Source organism: Verrucomicrobiia bacterium, from assembly GCA_023953615.1.
Taxonomy (GTDB): Bacteria; Verrucomicrobiota; Verrucomicrobiia; order Limisphaerales; family JADLHS01; genus JADLHS01.
The window spans coordinates 1481582-1499185 of record JAMLJH010000001.1; the positions used below are offsets into that span (position 1 = coordinate 1481582).

The 17604-nt window shown below is 56.1% G+C and carries 10 protein-coding genes; 5 read left to right on the top strand and 5 right to left on the bottom strand.

Going from position 1 to position 17604, the window contains the following annotated elements; all coding sequences use genetic code 11:
- Positions 1-201 precede the first annotated feature (201 nt).
- The 3 genes from M9920_06210 to nadB all read left to right on the top strand — a co-directional run bounded on the left by M9920_06210 (position 202) and on the right by nadB (position 4387).
- Positions 202-1863: a SurA N-terminal domain-containing protein gene (locus M9920_06210; protein MCO5051878.1), complete on the top strand. Its 1662-nt coding sequence runs from the start codon at positions 202-204 to the stop codon at positions 1861-1863.
- Positions 1864-1913: 50 nt separating this feature from the next.
- Positions 1914-2723, top strand: coding sequence for an RluA family pseudouridine synthase (locus tag M9920_06215; GenBank protein MCO5051879.1), 810 nt, complete (start codon positions 1914-1916; stop codon positions 2721-2723).
- A gap of 62 nt (positions 2724-2785) precedes the next feature.
- Positions 2786-4387 (top strand): L-aspartate oxidase, encoded by a 1602-nt coding sequence (nadB, locus tag M9920_06220; GenBank protein MCO5051880.1) that lies wholly within the window; start codon positions 2786-2788, stop codon positions 4385-4387.
- Positions 4388-4449: 62 nt separating this feature from the next.
- On the opposite strand, the gene M9920_06225 is transcribed toward nadB, so the two are convergent.
- Entirely contained in the window at positions 4450-5661 is a 1212-nt protein-coding gene (locus tag M9920_06225) for a type II secretion system F family protein (protein MCO5051881.1), read from the bottom strand.
- 349 nt (positions 5662-6010) lie between these two features.
- Here M9920_06225 and M9920_06230 point away from each other — a divergent pair, with 349 nt between their 5' ends.
- Entirely contained in the window at positions 6011-7243 is a 1233-nt protein-coding gene (locus tag M9920_06230; protein ID MCO5051882.1) for a porin, read from the top strand.
- 460 nt (positions 7244-7703) lie between these two features.
- Here M9920_06230 and M9920_06235 read toward each other — a convergent pair whose 3' ends face one another.
- From M9920_06235 to M9920_06250, 4 genes are all read right to left on the bottom strand, one after another.
- On the bottom strand, positions 7704-8681 hold the full coding sequence (locus M9920_06235) for a small ribosomal subunit Rsm22 family protein (protein MCO5051883.1): 978 nt from the start codon (positions 8679-8681) through the stop codon (positions 7704-7706).
- Positions 8663-9784 carry an SAM-dependent methyltransferase gene (locus tag M9920_06240; GenBank protein ID MCO5051884.1) on the bottom strand — a complete coding sequence of 374 codons (1122 nt, stop codon included), beginning with the start codon at positions 9782-9784 and terminating at the stop codon, positions 8663-8665. Before M9920_06240 ends, M9920_06235 begins: the two co-directional genes overlap by 19 nt.
- 170 nt (positions 9785-9954) lie before the next feature.
- Positions 9955-13032, bottom strand: a complete 3078-nt coding sequence (locus tag M9920_06245; protein MCO5051885.1) for a DUF748 domain-containing protein — start codon at positions 13030-13032, stop codon at positions 9955-9957.
- 98 nt (positions 13033-13130) lie between these two features.
- Positions 13131-14330 carry a bifunctional 3,4-dihydroxy-2-butanone-4-phosphate synthase/GTP cyclohydrolase II gene (locus M9920_06250; protein ID MCO5051886.1) on the bottom strand — a complete coding sequence of 400 codons (1200 nt, stop codon included), beginning with the start codon at positions 14328-14330 and terminating at the stop codon, positions 13131-13133.
- A gap of 359 nt (positions 14331-14689) precedes the next feature.
- On the opposite strand from M9920_06250, the gene M9920_06255 reads away from it, so the two are divergent.
- Positions 14690-17575: a hypothetical protein gene (locus M9920_06255; protein ID MCO5051887.1), complete on the top strand. Its 2886-nt coding sequence runs from the start codon at positions 14690-14692 to the stop codon at positions 17573-17575.
- The last annotated feature ends 29 nt before the right edge of the window (positions 17576-17604 follow it).

Here is a 17604-nt window from a genome sequence, read left to right on the forward strand (position 1 = left end):
AGTCTGAATCCGGGCAAAGTGTCCATAGCCACAATCGGACCAATCCGAACCATTACTTTGCCAAAACCAGCGAATCATGCCGAGGTTCGCAGCGACTTGTACTTTCAGTGGAATTTTGCATCTCTTTTTGGATTTGACCCGGAAAGGTAAAGGCCGCTAGGGTAAGCCTCTTTATTTAAGCCAGTTTTTATGATTGGAACGATGCGGAAACATTCAAAGGCGATGTGGTGGATCATCATTGCGGTCATCGTGGTGGCCTTCGTCTTTTGGGATACCGGTGGCGGATTCGGCAGCGGTGGTGGTGGGAGTGGCGGCTTGGGCAGTATGAATGGCCGTAAAATCACGCCCACCATGTACGAAAACGCGCGCAATGAGGTATTGCTGTACCACTTGTTCGCCACGGGAGATTTTCCCGGCCGTAGCAGCCGCGCCATTCCCGGGTTCAACGTGGAGCGGGAAACCTACAATCGCATCTTCGTGATTTTGAAAGCCGAAGAGTTGGGGATTCATGTCAGCGACGAGCTGGCGGGCAAGGTCGCGGCGGAACGCTTGCGCGCCATCGGTGGCGGGCGTCCGGTGTCGTATGCGGATTTTGAAGCGCAAGTGTTGGCGCGGGAGCGGCTCACGGCAGCGGATTTTGCGCGCTTCATCCGGCATGATCTCGCCATTCAACAACTGGTTGCTTCCATCGGTTTGTCGGGACAAATGGTGCCGCCCGCCGAAATCGAAGCTCTTTACCGGCGGGATCATCAGGAGGTTGCCACTGAAGTCGTTTTCTTCCATGGCGCGAGCAATCGGGCGGCAGTCGTGGTGACGCCGGAGAAGGTGAGTGAGTTTTACACCAATCAGATGGCGCGGTATCGGTTGCCCGAGCGCGCTGTAATTAGTTACGTGTATTTCCCAGTTTCCAATTATCTGGCACAGGGCGAGCAAAAGCTGACCCAGATGACCAATTTGAATGAGTTGCTTGAGGAACATTTGACCCAGTTGGGAACGAATTACACTTCCCTAGGCGCGACGCCTGAAGCCGCCAAGCTCAAAATGCGCGAGGATTATTTGAAGAACGCGGCGTTGATGGCGGCCAACGAGGACGCGAAGAAATTTGATAATCAGCTCTACGACCTCACCGATCCACTGACGCCGGAAATCTTCGTCAAGCTGGCGCAAGCGGCGGGATTGACGGCGCATGTGTCCGCGCCGTTTGCGCGCGGCGAATCGCCGGCGGGACTGGAGGCCGGCTCCAATTTCGCGCGCACCGCCTTCAGTCTTTCATCGGAAGAACCCCTGGCCGAGCCGTTGGTTGGCGATGATGGAATTTATGTGGTGGCCTACAACCATCACCTGCCCAGCGCCCAACCTGAATTTGAATCGGTTCGAGCCAAGGTGACGGATGATTTCCGCACGGTGGAGTCCATGCGCCTGGCGGGTCAGGCCGGTCTGGCTTTTCAGGAAAAGACGACGAACGGACTGGCCGCCGGACAAAGCTTCACCGACCTTTGCGCCCAGCAGGGGGTTAAACCGGTGAAATTGCCTCCGTTGGCGCTCAGCACGCGCAGCGTTCCCGCAGTTGAAGGAGCCGTGGATTTATCGGTTTTGAAACGCGTAGCTTTCGCTACGGCACCCGGGCACCTCAGCCCGGTGATTCCCAGCGCCGACGGAGCGGCGGTGGTTTTTGTGGAGACGAAACTGCCTCTGGACGAAACCCAAATGCGCACCAATTTGTCGGCCTTCGCTCGTGAGGTGCATCAAGTGCGCAGCGGCGAGGCGTTCAACGAATGGTTCCGGCGCGAAGCCGAACAAGCCTACCGCACTGTGCCTTACTTCCAGCGGGAAGCGCAGTTGGAGAGCGCCTCCGCAAATTGACCGGATGGAGGGGCGCGGTTGAATCGCGCCACGGAAGCTGGCGTGTTGTCATGGTGGAAACGATCAAACTCTCCGCTCCCGCCACGCGCGGTTTTTGGGAAATCCCCGTTCTCTTTGAAGATGAATGGTTGTTGGCGCTGGCCAAGCCCGCCAATCTGCTGTGTTCTTCCAGTCCAACGGAAGTGGATCGCCCAAGTCTGACGCAGTTGCTTCACGCGGGTATCACCGCGCAAAAACCGTGGGCGCAGCAACGTGGTTTATCTTTTCTCGGGCTGGCGCGACGGTTGGATTTTGAGGTCGGTGGCGTGGTCTTGTTCGCCAAAAGCCAGGCGGTGCTTGCCGAGCTCGCGAATCTGTTCGGAACGGAAAAACCGGCGGATGATTATCTGGCCTTGGTTGTCGGCACGCCGGAAGCAGATCAATTTGAAGTAACCGTCAAAATCGCTCCCGATCCGCTGCGTCCGGAATTAAGTCGCGTGGATGCCCGGCAGGGCAGAAAATCCAAGACACGCTTTGAAGTGGTGGAAAAATTTGCCGGCTACACGCTGTTGCGGTGTCGCCCGTTGATCTGGCGCGAACATCAGATTCGGGTGCATCTCAAATCCGCGCGGCTGCCGGTCGTTGGCGATCCGTCCTACGGCGGAAAACCGTTGTGGCTTTCGCGATTGAAGAAAGATTATCGGCTCAAACCCGGTCGAACGGAACGGCCTTTAATTTCGCAGCCTGCCTTGTATTCCACGCAACTTCACCTGCCTCATCCGGTCACGCAACAACCGTTACTGGTCACCGCACCGCAACCCAAAGACCTGCGCGTGGCGTTGCGCTACTTGCGTGAATTCCGGGGCGGCCAGACCCCCTGACGGTGCCGCCGGATGAAGGCGACGATTGCCTCGGATTTTAATTCCGGGCATCGTATTTGGGAATGAAGCGATTTGACTTCCTCGTGCTCGGTAGCGGAATTGCCGGGCTTTTCTTTGCGCTCAAAGTGGCGCCGCACGGTAAAGTGGCAATTGTCACCAAGAAAAACCGGGCGGAATCCAACACAAATTACGCCCAAGGCGGCATTGCTTCCGTCACCAGCAAGGAAGACTCCTTTGAACTGCACGTGCAGGACACTCTGGTCGCTGGCGCCGGGTTATGTCGGGAGGAGGTGGTGCGCACCATTGTCGAGGATGGACCGGCGCGCATCGCGGAGTTGATCCACCTGGGCATGAAATTTACCGAACGGGAATTGCCCGACGGCAACGGAGGACGTGAGTTGGATTTGGGTCGGGAAGGCGGCCATTCCAAACGGCGGATTTTGCACGCGAAGGATATCACCGGCCACGAAATCGAACGCGCCCTGCTCAATGCCGTCGCCGCCGAACCCAACATCACCATTTTTGAAAACCACCTCGCGATTGATTTGATCACCAGTCAGAAACTGGGGCAGCCCGGGCCGAATCGCTGCGTGGGAGTGTACGTCTTCGATAAAAACCAGCAACGGGTTGAAACCTTCATCGCCAACGCCACGCTGTTGGCCACCGGCGGGTGCGGGAAGGTTTACCTCTACACCACCAATCCGGATATCGCAACGGGCGACGGTGTAGCGATGGCTTACCGTGCGGGCGCGGCGGTCGCAAACATGGAATTCGTCCAGTTTCATCCCACCTGTCTGTACCATCCCAAAGCGAAGTCGTTTTTGATCAGCGAAGCGGTTCGCGGTGAAGGCGGAGTGTTGCTATCGCTGGCCGGCAAACCGTTCATGGATGACTACCATCCGCTCAAGTCACTGGCGCCGCGGGACATTGTGGCCCGTGCGATTGACAGTGAGATGAAAAAGAGCGGCGCGGATCATGTGCTGCTGGACATGACGCACAAGCCCGCCCGCTTTGTGATTGATCGTTTTCCCAACATTTATCAAACCTGCCTGGGCTACGGCATTGACATCACCAAGGAACCCATTCCGGTGGTGCCGGCCGCGCATTATCAGTGCGGCGGAGTGGTGACGACCGTGGACGGCGAGACTGAGATTGCGGGATTGTTCGCCGTGGGCGAAGTCGCCTGCACTGGATTGCACGGCGCCAATCGGCTGGCGAGCAATTCACTCTTGGAAGCGCTGGTGTGTTCCAATCGCGCCGCCCAGCGGATGACGCAACTCAAATTGCCCGAAGTAAGTTTCAACATTCCCGTCTGGCAATCCGGCCAGGCGAACAATTTGGATGAGTTGGTGGTGGTGGCTCACAACTGGAATGAAATCCGGCGCTGCCTATGGGATTACGTCGGCATCGTTCGCACCAACAAACGCCTGCAACGAGCCGAGGCCCGTCTGGCCAACCTGCAACAGGAAATTCACGAATACTATTGGAACTTCATCGTAACCGCGGATTTGCTGGAGTTGCGCAACATCGCCACGGTGGCGGAGTTGATTGTGCAATGCGCCCTGCAACGACCGGAAAGTCGCGGACTGCATTACAATCTGGATTATCCGCAACCCGATCCGGCCTGGTCCCAGCGCGACAGCGTGGTGCGAAAACCGGGTTGAGTCGGGACAAAAAAACTGCCGCCAGACCAGGAGTCGGCGGCAGTTGCGATGGATAAAACCCGTCAGCGCTTGGGATTGACGATTTCCGCCATCTTGAAAATTGGCAGGAACATACAAATCACCATGCCCCCAATCACCACGCCCAGAAATACGATCAAAATTGGCTCGATCAGCGAGGTCAGACCGGAAAGGGTCGTTTCAATTTCTTCATCCAGAAAATCCGCAATGCGTTCGAGCATGTTGTCAATTTTACCAGTCTGTTCGCCAGCGGTGATCATCCGAATGATCATGTTGGGGAAGATGGGGTGTTTGCTCAACGCTTGAGAAATGCTTTCGCCACGCTCGATGTCTCCCGAAGCGACGCGGATCGCTTTTTCCATCACCACGTTGCCCACCGTTTGAGCCACGATGTTCAACACCTCAAGGATGGGCACGCCGCTGCGTACCAGCGAAGCCAGCGTCCGGGTAAAACGAGCGAGACAAATTTTATGCGCAATCACTCCGAAAATCGGCAACCGGATCCGATTTCGATCCCAAAATTCCCGACCTTTCTTGGTTTTGATAAAGGCGAACCAGCCATAGACTCCGCCCCCCAAGGCCATCAAAATCAAGATGAAAAATCGTTGTACGACTTCACTCAAATTGATAAGGAATTGCGTGGGACCAGGCAGTTTGGCGCCGAACCCAGAATAGATTTCACCAAAAACAGGAATGACCTTGACCAACAGGAAGATGGTAATCGCGATCGCGACGACCGTGACGACGGTGGGATACATCATCGCCGACTTGATCTTCTTACGAAGGCGGGCGGTGTTTTCCAGATAAAGCGCGAGCCGCGCGAGAATTTCCGCCAATAAACCGCCCTTTTCACCGGCGCCGACCATGGCCACGTACAACCGATTAAAAACCTTGGGATGCTTTTGCAGGGCTTCGGAGAAGCTGTCGCCCCCTTCCACGCGCGTGCAGATGTCCTTAATCACGTCACGCATTGCCTTGTTTTGCGTCTGTTCCGCCAGCCCTTGGAGCGATTGTACCATCGCCAGACCGGCGTCCACCATCGTCGCCAATTGACGGGTAAAGACCACCAGATCGGCCAGCGGCACACCGCCGCCGCTGGTGCGACCTTTGCGCGCGACCTTTTCCTTGATGGAAATGACGAGAAGGTTGCGGTTCAGCAACGCAGCAATGGCGGCCTGTTCCGTGGCGGCCTCCAGTTGGCTGCGGATTTCTCGCCCGGTTCCAGTTTCACGCGCAACGTAAGCAAATGACGGCATAAATGATTATCCTGATCTCGGGATGCGGCCTCGACCGGATTGCGGTCTCTGATTCACGGCTGCCAGCATCACGCCCCCGAACTTAGCAGTCTCCATTCCATTTGTTTGCGCCGGTGACGAAAACCCACGGTTTCCGCGAGTGCCAGCCAGGCTTTGGTGAGGTCGTCTTGCGTTAGGACAAAGACTGCCCGTTTTATGGAAAATTAAAGATTGTCATTCCTTTAGTGTTTCCATACTTTTCGTCGAAAATGCACCGAGTGGTGCCGAGGGTAAACCGGGTTTATTCTCGCAATGCATAAGAGAAATAGAACAAAAACTGGCGCGGAACATAAAAATAAATCAACGCGCGATGGACAAAATAAATAATAGAAGACACATCGGAGGAACCAAAATGAAGTTGAATAAATGGACATTGGGTCTGGCAGCACTGGGAGCGGTCAGTCTCGCTTCAGTCGCTCAGGCTGAGGAAAAGGTGCTGTTGGATACCAAGGCCGAACTTACTTCGACCACCATCAGCGGTTACGTCAATACATCGGCAGCGTGGGATTTCGGTAAGAATGCCTCGCGGGCCAACACCCGTGGTTATGCCTTCAGTCAAGGCAAGGGGGACGGCTTTAATCTGGATGTGGTTGATTTAGCTCTGGAAAAAGCTCTCGACGAGAGTGAGTGGGCCGCTGGTTACAAGGCGGAATTCTGGTTTGGTCCCGATGTGAACCTTTTGGGAACAAAAAATGCGCTGGATACGGGCGGGGCCGCGATCAAGCAAGCCTATGTTTCACTCCGGACTCCCGTAGGAAATGGCATTGATTGGAAGGTGGGCGTATTTGACACGATCACTGGCTACGAAGCTACGAATGCCGGCGACAACCCCAACTACAGCCATTCTTGGGGCTACTCGATCGGAGCGCGTCAACACACGGGTATTCTCGCCAGCTATCGCTTCACCGAGAACATCTCTGCTTCAGCAGGTATCGCCGATACTTGGGATTCGGTAATCAATAATCGGGTCGCAAATGTGTCAACTGGATCTACCCAAGATTCCGTGAAGACCTATATGGCATCCATTGCCCTAACCGCTCCGGAGAGCTTTGGCTTCTTGGAAGGCGGCACGCTCTACGCTGGCGTGGTTAGCGGTAAAGTCGGTAGCGCCGCTGGTTCTTCAGCGCGCACCTCTTGGTATGTCGGAGTCACCGTGCCCACGCCATGGGAAAGCTTGAAAGCTGGCGCGGCCTTTGACTACGTGCATATTGACAATCGTGTTGGTAACAGCAATGGAGACTCTTCGGCATTGGCGCTCTATGTCTCCCATGCCACTACCGAGAAACTTACGTTGCACGGTCGTTTGGATTACATCCGCGTTGGTGGTGATGGTCTCCCGGCCGGTGGTGGCATCCTCGGCGCCGCCTATGCTCCGACGACTGAGATCCTCTCCACTACGGTGACGGCAGACTACCAATTGTGGCGGAACGTCATCTCCCGTGCGGAACTTCGCTGGGATCATGATCTTGACAGCCGTACCTTGCGCACCGCTACGACGGACGACGAGTTCACGCTGTTGGCGAACATCATCTACAAGTTCTAAGCTGAGTTGAAAATTTCAGCCCCTTCCGGGAAACCGGAAGGGGTTTTTGTTTTACATCTGGATTCTTTCAGGGCCATAAAAAGCTTGAAGTGGGTGGGGTAGGGAGTCCTCCGTCCGCCGTTGCCTGTTACGAAAACCGGTTTCACAGCCAAGGCTGCGGAGCAGCGTCAGACGGCAACCCACGGCGCCGGCCAGAAACTGGTAGTCCCAGCAAGCCCCGCAGGGGCGGCTGATCCAGGCGCGCGACAACAGTTTTCCATCGTGCCTACCGGGCTTATGAACCTATCCGACCAAACCCACAGCTCACGCTGTAGGCTGCCTTCGGTTGCACCTCTGATACTTAAAAATCCCCCTGCCGAACATTCCGTTGCCGCGGAAATAGCAACAACGCGTGAAAATGAAGTTGAAACTCAGAAAGCCAAAGCGAACGTCTTTTTGCGTTCGTGAGTTTCGGCTCCGCTTACAGCGTTTCCAGTCGCTGAATTTCACCTCCTTCGCATTGCCATTGTAACAGCGACCCATGCTTTCCCTTTTTGAAGGCTTTGAATTCTTTGACAAATTTTCGTTGAGACAGCCGCTGCTCGGAAACTCCGTTAGCGTCGCAGCCAAGTAACAGCGCGTGTCCTTTGTAGAGGCGCGGCCGTCCAATCAAATGGGCGGTGCCCGCGGGTAGCGGAGGCACGGGACGTTTATCCAATACGAGGAAACTCAATGGCAAAGCGCGTAAATCAATACCGAGGAAATTTGCAAAGCGCGCCCAATGGCTGTCGGTGAATACTTCCGGCGGTGGCGAGGCGAAGTGATGACACCAATGGCGTACATTTTCTGGCGCCAAGATGCCGCAGCGTCCTTGATGGGTACACGGCGCGATAATTCCAAATTGATCACGTAATCGCTCGCGAATGGCAATCAACGTCAGGCTCGCCTCGTAGGTTCCCGGTTCAACCCACAAAATGCAATCTGCCGTTGCGACTGCCGCTACCAGAGCTTCGATTTGTGCGGGACTCAGTTCGGTCAGCACATGACTGAGTAATACCGTACCTCGACAGGAAGTCGGAGCGGTCGAACAAGCGCTCGCCGATAGTCCCGGAGCATATTCTCGGGCTCGCTTTAAGGCGAAATCCATGGCTCGAACAGACCGATCCCAAACGTGCAGAGGGTTCATGCTTTCCGAACGGAAAGACTCCAGGAATTTGCGCGTCGCGATCCCGCTGCCACAGCCCCAATCCAGCAACGCTCCGGCCGGTGGTGACCAGCCGCGGCGTCGCAGTTCGCGCAAAACAAAATCCCACTTCCAGCCGATCCGCTGCGCGAACGTGGCGTCGTAGGCGGCCAGATCATTATCGGATTGCCAATAATCAGCCGTGGTCGCCGTTCCGGTGAGAAACGCCTGGCGCATCCGTTCCAAGGCATCCCAGTCTATGGTTTCCCAGGACATGATTGGTGATTCAGCAGGTCATCAAGAGCGTGATGTTTGATGCCCAAAAAATTTTTAAGCGCGATGATCTGCTCGCGTTGCCTGACGGAAGTGAACGGCGGACGCTCGCGGATGGCCGCCAACATCAGATTTTTTGGGGTGTGTTCGCTGCTCACAAATTCCATGAGTTTCGTGCGGTAACCCGCCCACTCCAAGACCATCGCGCGCAACCCGTCGGTGACCCATTCCGCCAGCCGCTCCGCCATGATGCCATGTTGCAGCACCGATGCGAAGACCTCGGGCTTACCAAGCTGAGAGCGAAGCTCCTTGTGACAGCACGGAGCGACAATGATCAACTTGGCCCCGCCGGCAATTCCGCGACGGATCGCATCGTCGGTGGCCGTGTCACACGCGTGTAAAGCAATCAAGGCATCCACTTTGGTCAGGGGCGCGCTCGCAATTTCGCCCGGCAAAAACTTCAGCCCGTCCGCGTGAAGTTTTTTCGCCAATTGGTTGGTGGCCAGCACCAAATCGCGTCGCGATTCCACGCCCGTGACGCGAACGGGTTGTTTCCAAATGCGCGTCCACAAATGCCAAAGCCCGAAAGTGAGATACCCTTTGCCGCAGCCCATATCCACCCAATGACGAATCGGTGCGGGGTCGGGGATTGCGGCATTGGACGACTCATCGGCAGTGGCCGATCGTTCCCCGGGTTGCCAACCACACTCAGCGACCAGATGGGAAATAATTTCTAGGTAACGGTTGATCTGGCGGAATTTCCCCGCCCGCGCCGGACGGACCCGGCCGTTGGCATCCATCACTTCCAAAGCGGACAGCCAGTCGGTGGCGGTGGCATCCAGTAGGCCGGCGCGCTTTTGGTCGTGTTCCGCTTGGGGCTTGGTGGTTTGGGCGGGCCGATGATCCACCAATCGCGCCCCTCCATTGGCATTGGTGATCAGTTGCCAGTCGCGCTGCGTAGTGCCAAGCAGTGCGCTGCGATAATGATGTTTGAGTTGCTCACGCAGCCAGGCGCCCACAGCGGTCAACTCGAGATTTTGGGTAATATCGCGAGTGGGGTGACGCAACGTGAGAGAGAGCTGCCGCCGGCCGCGTAGAACCACCATGCGCCCCAGAATTTTGCGCGGCATTTCCGGGGTGACCGGTGTTGACAGGATCAAGCGGACGAACGAACCCTCCTGCAAACTGTGGCAAGTTCTGGCGACAAAATCTTCAGTTGGGTCCGATGGACTCACTCAGGAAAAGTATGGGGCGGGCGGCAGCGGCGGGCGAGTCATCAATCCAAAGAGAATTCGACGCGCGCGGTACCGGGGATGACGGACGCCGGAGGACTGTCGGTGGTTGGCAGAATGCGATCCGCCGAAATGCCCGCGTCCATGATCATAAACTTTTTCACCGTGACGATTCGTTGTTCCGTGAGCGTTTGCAATGCTTCCGGCGGCACGGGATTCAAGGTCAGCAGGCGTTGCTCCATTTCGGCGCGCACCAGTTCGGGTTGCAACTCTGAAGCCATCGGGTTCGTCGCGGTGGGGCCGCCCTCGGCACTATTTGCGTCCGATGTTGATGACGCCGACTTCGACTCCAATAAACCCGTTGCTCCTTTCTGCGGATTGCGAGCGTTCGATTCCACCACCGATCCGCCTTTCCAATTGGCACGGCCAGCGTTGGTGATTCCGTGCAATTTTTCAGCGAGCGCCTGTTCAGGAGTGGTGTTGAACGCAGCTTGATAGGCTTCCCGCAACCAACGGTCATAGTCCGCATCGTTAAACGTCGCTTCCTCGGGAGCGGTTCCGCCAGTTGCGGTGCCGGTAGATTCAGGCTTCCGCGAATTCTCCATTTGCCGTCGAAGTTGATTTCGACCCAACGCCGCCACGTCGAGTTGGGGATCATACGTCGCGCGGATTTCCAAGGTGAGTTCGGTGCGTTTTTCCAAGGCAGCGCCGAGTTTGACCAGTTTGTTGGTTTGATCGGAGCGAAGCGAGAAATCGCCCGGATCAAATTCAACAAACTGCAATTCCGATCCGCCACCGACCAGCGCCCCCAATAAGGAGAACGGTGCGGCGGCAGCCTTGACGACCAGATTTTGCAAGGTTTGCCCCACCAACCGCCAGATGCTGAACTTGGGATCATCCAGGCTGCCGGACAGCGGCACGTTCAGCACGATGTGTCCATCCATATCTTTCAAGAGGCCGATGGCCAGTTTGATGGGCAATTTCAGAGCGTCAGGACTTTCCACACGCGCGCCCAGGGTGAGTTGAGCCAGGTCGGCGAAATTTGTCGCGACGAGCTGGCGCGCTTCGATCTGATAATGCAGCGCGGTGGTGAGTTTGCCTTTGGTCAGCGGCCGGCCAACGAACTTTTCCGTATAAGGACTGAGCGCGGTCAAATCCGTGTTTGTGCAGGCGATCGTTAAATCGGTGAATAGATTTTGCGGATCCGGAGTGAGCGCGCCGGTAATCGCAAACGGAGCGAGCGGAGCAACTTCGCCATGCAGATCAATCTGTGCTTTTTGTTGTCCAGGGAGAACGATGTTGCTGACGCTGCCGTTAATATCGGCAATGGACCACTCGAAGCGGCGCGGCAGGGAATCATCCACCAAGCGCAGGGAATTATGCTCCAACGTCATCGCGCCGATATGAATGGGAAAGGCGTCCAGACCCGAGTGATTGGTGCGCGGGCGGGTCGTGGAATTGGTGCGTTCGGGCAGCTTGGCCAGACTGGCGACATTGAATTGCCGGTTGGAATTGATGACGAGATTGTTGCGCGCCCCGGTGAATTTGAGCTGTTCAATGCTGATCTGATTGGGACGCAGCGTCAGGTTCACTCCGCGCACAATATGCTCCTGCCACCGCGCAAGTTCGTGACCGGAAAGGGTATCGGTCGAGGCAAAATCCGTCACGCTGCCCGAACCGGTGAATTGCAACAGCGGTTCTGCGTTGGGATCAAACTTCACCTGTCCTTGCGCGCTTAACTTGCCCGACTGCACGGCGAGGTTGAGGTATTGACTGAGGTAAGGCTGCGCGGATGGAATGGCCCAATCCTTCACAGCGATTGAGGCCGTTTGATTCAGTGGCCATAAAGTTCCATGCGTTTCCAGAGCTAACGCGCCGCCGTCCCGCCAATCCCCCGCCAGCGTCAGACTAAAAGGAACATGGGTCTGGGTGGTAAAATCTTTTAGCGCCAACGCCAAATGCTCCAGGCCGAGACCAGCGGGCGGTGTGGTGGAAAAATCGGTCGCCGTGAGGTTGAAGTTGGTGACGGTGAACTGATCCAGTTGCAGTTGCCATGGCGCGGCTGGCGCGGCGGATGATGTCGCGGTTGACTTTAAATAACTGACGGCCACCAGGGCGCCGTTGGTGGCGCGCTCGACCAGCGCCGCGCCGCCCGAAATAGACACGCCGCCGAGTTGAAGCCGGCGTTCCGCCAACTGCGCGACGGCGTTGGTGATTTGCAGTCGGTCCAGCGTCAGCAAAGGATCGCTGCGTTCAGGCGGATTGACCGCGAGATTGCGCAATTCCACCGCGGCGTTAGTGACCTCGAGTTCCAATGACTGGCGCGCAAAATTCAACCGGTAGTCGGTGTTGACTTCAAGGCTCCCGCGCGCAACGGTGGCGGTCGTCAACAGCGACAGATAGGGATTGTATTTCGTGAGTGAAAGCCCGCTGAGTTTGAAGTGACCGTCCGAAGCGCGTTGCGCCAGCGAGAATCTGCCGGACCATTCCAGCCGCTCGCCATCACTGGCCGTCGCGGTGATGTGATACGGCTCAGCGGCGTCACCGTGCGTGGAGAAATCGGTGAGCTGGATGTGGATTGGTTCGTAGCGTGCGTGAAAAACCGGTTCCGTCGCCGCATCGGTTAGCGTGACCAGGGCGTTCGTCACCAGCAAAGACCGAATCTGCAAGGCCGGTAACGCGTTGGAAAAGTTGGTTTCTATTGTGTTGACGGCAACAAGATCGGAAATGTTGAAAGCTCCGTTCGTAAAACGGCTCAGTTGCACTTGCGGACGAACCAGTCGGATTTGATCAAACGTCCAGGCCCGCTGCCACAGCGAGGACAGTTGAAAATTGGCGTAGAACTCCTCCATCGAGGCAAAAGGCGTTCCGTTGGTTTCCATCAGGCTCAAGCCGCGAACCGTCAGCGAGAGCGTGAACGGATTGGCGCGCACTTGTTGTACGGTCGTCGCTCGGTGCGTCCGTTCGGCGAGTTGTCGCGGCAGTTGCCACTTGATGATGACCGGCAGAAGCAAAAAGCCGATCAAAGCGTAAAGCCCAACACCCAGCGCCAGCCAGTTGCGCCAACGCTTCGCGCGTCGCGACCGGTGGGACGCGGGAACTTTAGCGGATGCGGCGGACATGACTTTGATTTGCAGACAATTGTCGGGGCGCGGAAATTTTTAGCGGATGTAAAGCCGTCGGAGTCAGTCCGTTTGCGCGGGTTGTGCGACGGAACAACTCACAGCAGATGCCCCAATTTCTTCTTCTTGGTTTTCAGGTATTTTGCGTTATGCGGATTCGGCGGCACGCGGATGGGTAATTGCTCCACCACTTTCAAACCATATCCCGCCAGCCCGACGATTTTCTTCGGATTGTTCGTGAGCAATCGGATGGTTTTCAATCCCAGGTCAGTGAGGATTTGCGCGCCCAAACCGTATTCGCGCAGGTCGGTGCTATAACCCAATTTTTGGTTCGCTTCCACGGTATCATAACCCTGCTCCTGCAATTTATACGCCTTGATCTTCGGGGCCAGACCGATGCCGCGTCCCTCCTGCCGCATATAGACAATCACGCCATGGCCGGCCTCGGCAATCTGCCGCATCGCCTGATGCAATTGCGGCCCGCAATCACAGCGGCGCGATCCAAAAATGTCGCCCGTGAGACATTCGCTATGCACGCGCACGAGGACGTTTCGCTTACCCGCCACCTCCCCGCGAATCAACGCCAGATGATGCTGTCCGTCAACCTTCGAGCGATACAACGCCAGCTCAAAATCTCCGTAATCCGTCGGCATCTTCACCGTCTCGATTCGCTCCACCAGCTTCTCGCGCGTGCGCCGATACTCGATGAGATCGGCGATGGTGCAAAGTTTCAGCCGATGTTTTTTGGCAAACTTTCGCAATGCCGGCAACCGCGCCATCGTGCCGTCGTCATTGACGATTTCCGCAAGCACTCCGGCGGGACGCAATCCCGCAAGTCGCGCCAGATCAATCGCCGCTTCCGTGTGCCCCGCTCGCCGCAGCACGCCGCCGTCGCGATAACGCAACGGAAAAACGTGGCCGGGCCGGACGAGATCATCCGGCTGCGTTTTGGGATTCGCGAGCAGTTGAATCGTGCGGGCGCGGTCGGCGGCAGAAATGCCTGTGGTGACCCCGCGCGCCGCGTCCACGGAAATCGTGTAGGCCGTGCGCATCCGCTCCATATTTTGCCGCGTCATGAGCGGCAATTCCAGCCGGTCGAGATCACCGCCTTCCATCGGCACGCAAATCACGCCGGACGTGTAACGCACCGTGAAGCTCACGTTTTGCGCCGTGGCCTTCTCGGCGGCGAAGATGAGGTCGCCCTCGTTTTCGCGGTCGGCATCGTCCACCACGATGACCATTTTCCCTTTGCGGATGTCGGCGATGACGGACTCGATGGAATCAAAACGGCTCTTCATATTGCCGCTCCCAAGCTAGGGGAAGTAACGGTGAAACTAAAGGCGCAAAAGTCTCGAGCGCAAACGCGAGATTATTCTGCCGAAATGCAGATCCCTGCTTGCGTGAATCTGACGCTTGAGGTTCAATCGAAGGCGTTCGGTAAGGAAATCATGTAGTCAGAAACAAGCAATACATACGTAGCTTTTGGCTGCGAGCTTGCTAGAATACCACGAATTTTCCTTGCCCGTCCAGACACTGCCAACCGCTCGGCACGGCTTGGCGTGCTGTCTGGACAGGCGCTTAGCGGTGCCTCTAGGAAGGGGGCGTTGAGTCCGCGCCCTTTCATTGAGGAAAAGGGAGGCCGCAGGGAAAACGGAATATGATGGATCCTTTCAGAAAGTCGTACGGAGTCGGTCTGTTCTTGGGCGTTGGCTTGCTTCTTTTGACGAGTCTTGGCTGGAGCCAAATTTGGAGCCGCATTGTTGCAGGGAACAAATTGCAGATTCAGGCTGTATCGCCAGACAAAATCCCAGCCTACGGAACATTCTGGTCGCTTCAGCGTACGAACATGCCGCCGTGGCCATTCTGCCGCTATCCCGATTTGCCGGTGTACTATCTCGGTTACGGCAACTCCTATCTGATTGATGATTCTTCCGTGGATTACGAGGCGATTTACAGGCAACGCGAGGAGGAACGCGCGTTGCGAAAGCTAGAATGGGAAGCAGGCTTGATAAGCGACGAAGAATACTTTTCGCTGGAACGCACCTCTGTCGCGATGATGAGCAGTATGTTGACGAGTTATGCCTACGGTAACGGCGTGTATATAGTGGACATGGCGGCAGTGCTCACAAACGGACTTGCCACTGCCAGTTTCAGCATCGTCGGTGGGACGAACAACGTGCCCTACGATATTTTGATGGCCACCAATGCCGCGGCAGCGGTTGCGGATTGGAACTGGATTGGTATCGGTTACACGTCGAATCGCTACACGTTCTCTAATCAGCCGGCAGAGCAGGCTTTCTACATCCTCACCAAGCCGCAAAAGACGATGACGCTCGGATGGGGTAATGACGTTGTCGACCAATGTTCCGTCCCGGCCGGCCTGAGTAACGCGCTGATGGTTGCGGGTGGTGGTGGTCAAAGTCTTGCGTTGCTGAGTGACGGGACTATCGCGGCGTGGGGACAGAACAGCTACGGCCAAGGTAGCGTTCCGACCAATCTCACCGGCGTTACAATGATTGCCTCCGGCTGGTATCACAACGTAGCCCTGCTGACCAACGGCAATTTGACTGCGTGGGGACTGAACGCCGCAGGCCTGTACAATCTCACCACGATTCCAGCCGACGCCACGAACGTGGTCGTAATCTCGGCCCAAGCCCTCCACAGTCTGGCGTTGCGCAGCAATGGAACGGTCGTCGCGTGGGGCTATAGTCCGCAGGGAGAAACGAATGTTCCCTCGGGTTTATCGAACGTCGTGGCGATTGCCGCAGGTTATCAACACAATCTCGCTGCCAAGGAAGACGGCACAGTGGTCGCGTGGGGCAACAACGGTGATGGCCAATGCAATGTTCCAGCAGGATTAAGCAACGTTTGGGATGTCGCAGCAGGTGTCGCTCACAGTTTGGCGCTGAAAAGGGACGGGACGGTTGTCGCTTGGGGACGCAACACCTACGGTGAAACCAACGTACCTGTTGGATTGAGCAATGTCGTGGCGATTGCCGCCGGCGGCGATCCGCTCAATAATTCTTCGTATTCCATTGCGCTCAACAGAGACAACACGCTTGCCATCTGGGGTTCAGGAGAAGTTGTGACCGCTCTGAGCGGGATGAGCCATGTAATCGCAATTGCTAACGGTGCGGATCACGCTTTGGCCATTCGCACCGGCCCAAAAACTCCCGTCATCACCCTTGCGCCGACCGACCAGTTCCAGATTGCAGGTGGAACTGTCACTTTCACTTCCCGAGGAGCGGGACTTTACGGCGTAGGCTATCAGTGGAAAACTAACGGTGTGAATCTGGCTGGAGCCACCAATGCCACCCTGACGTTGACCAACGTGCAAGCGGCGCAAGCGGGCAGTTACGCCGTAACCGTCAGCAACGAGGTCGGCATCATTACCAGCCCGACCGCCACGCTGACGTTGGTCACAGCACCTATCATTCTCACGCAAACACCGCTGCCGACGGATCAAGTCGCAATCTTCCAAGAGAATTTGACCTTGAGTGTGACCGCTAGCGCGCCGGGACAAAACAACGGTTTCCCCTTGAGCTACCAATGGAAGTTCAACGGAACGAACATCAGTGGTGCTACATCGAACTCGTACACCTTGCTGGGCGGTCCGAGCACGGTTGGCGCTTACACTGTGGTCGTGACGAACGCCGCCGGAAGTGCCAGCGCAAACTGGCAGGTAACGAACTTCACCTACGTTGGCAGCTACGTTGCGCCAGGAACACTTGCTTACCACTTGGCGACCAATTTGGTCGCACGAACGAATGGATTCTCGCCGGGCGCGAACATGGTGGAGGTGTCTGACTGGACATGGGCGTTCTACTATCCAACGAATTTGCACCTGCTCACAAATGCGGTCTGGTCAACGAATTTCTGGCTCAAGGGAGTGCAAGGCTTAAGCGCCACGGCCATTGGATTCCTCAACAGTCTTGGAGGCCAAGGGCTGGTAACAATGGTTTCGCCCCGGCATTGTCTCTTCGCCAACCACATGCATTATCCACCGGATCGTTTTGTGGCCGCTTTTCTCGACACGAACAACGTGATCTACTGGCGGACCAATGTGGAGACGGTGTTCATCGCCAACGATCTCTCGGTGGGGATTCTGAACGAAGATTTGCCATCATCAGTCGGCTTCTTGCCGGTAGTGCCGACGAATCTCATGAATTATCTTCCAACCAACGCAACAAGTGTCGTTCAAGGAATCGGGATGAACCAAGCTTTGAAACTGTTCAGTCAGCCCATTTCGTTTGGGTTTCCGCCGAATCTTAGCTGGGATAGTAGCCGTGTCATTCCTTTCGGTGTCGGGACAAATTGGGGTATCTCACTTGGTGGTGGTGATTCCTCGTCACCTGAAAGATTGCTCGTCGAAAACCATTTAGTCTTACTCTCACACCACTTTGGACCATTTAGCGGACCGAATTACACATTTTATTTTGAGACTATTAACCAGCATATGCACTACCTCTCAACAAACAACAGCGTGGGCACAGATTACCAATTGTCGCCATTCACTCTAACGAACTGGCCGACTATTCACTGATCGCCGAAACATAAATAATGAGACCACAA

Excerpts from the sequence above, each read along its gene's own strand:
- M9920_06235 (MCO5051883.1), bottom strand. The coding sequence starts at position 8,681 with ATGTCCTGGGAAACCATAGACTGGGATGCCTTGGAACGGATGCGCCAG.
- M9920_06245 (MCO5051885.1), bottom strand. The coding sequence starts at position 13,032 with ATGTCCGCCGCATCCGCTAAAGTTCCCGCGTCCCACCGGTCGCGACGC.
- nadB (MCO5051880.1), top strand. The coding sequence starts at position 2,786 with ATGAAGCGATTTGACTTCCTCGTGCTCGGTAGCGGAATTGCCGGGCTT.
- M9920_06250 (MCO5051886.1), bottom strand. The coding sequence starts at position 14,330 with ATGAAGAGCCGTTTTGATTCCATCGAGTCCGTCATCGCCGACATCCGC.
- M9920_06255 (MCO5051887.1), top strand. The coding sequence starts at position 14,690 with ATGATGGATCCTTTCAGAAAGTCGTACGGAGTCGGTCTGTTCTTGGGC.
- M9920_06215 (MCO5051879.1), top strand. The coding sequence starts at position 1,914 with ATGGTGGAAACGATCAAACTCTCCGCTCCCGCCACGCGCGGTTTTTGG.
- M9920_06225 (MCO5051881.1), bottom strand. The coding sequence starts at position 5,661 with ATGCCGTCATTTGCTTACGTTGCGCGTGAAACTGGAACCGGGCGAGAA.
- M9920_06240 (MCO5051884.1), bottom strand. The coding sequence starts at position 9,784 with ATGGTGGTTCTACGCGGCCGGCGGCAGCTCTCTCTCACGTTGCGTCAC.
- M9920_06210 (MCO5051878.1), top strand. The coding sequence starts at position 202 with ATGCGGAAACATTCAAAGGCGATGTGGTGGATCATCATTGCGGTCATC.
- M9920_06230 (MCO5051882.1), top strand. The coding sequence starts at position 6,011 with ATGGACAAAATAAATAATAGAAGACACATCGGAGGAACCAAAATGAAG.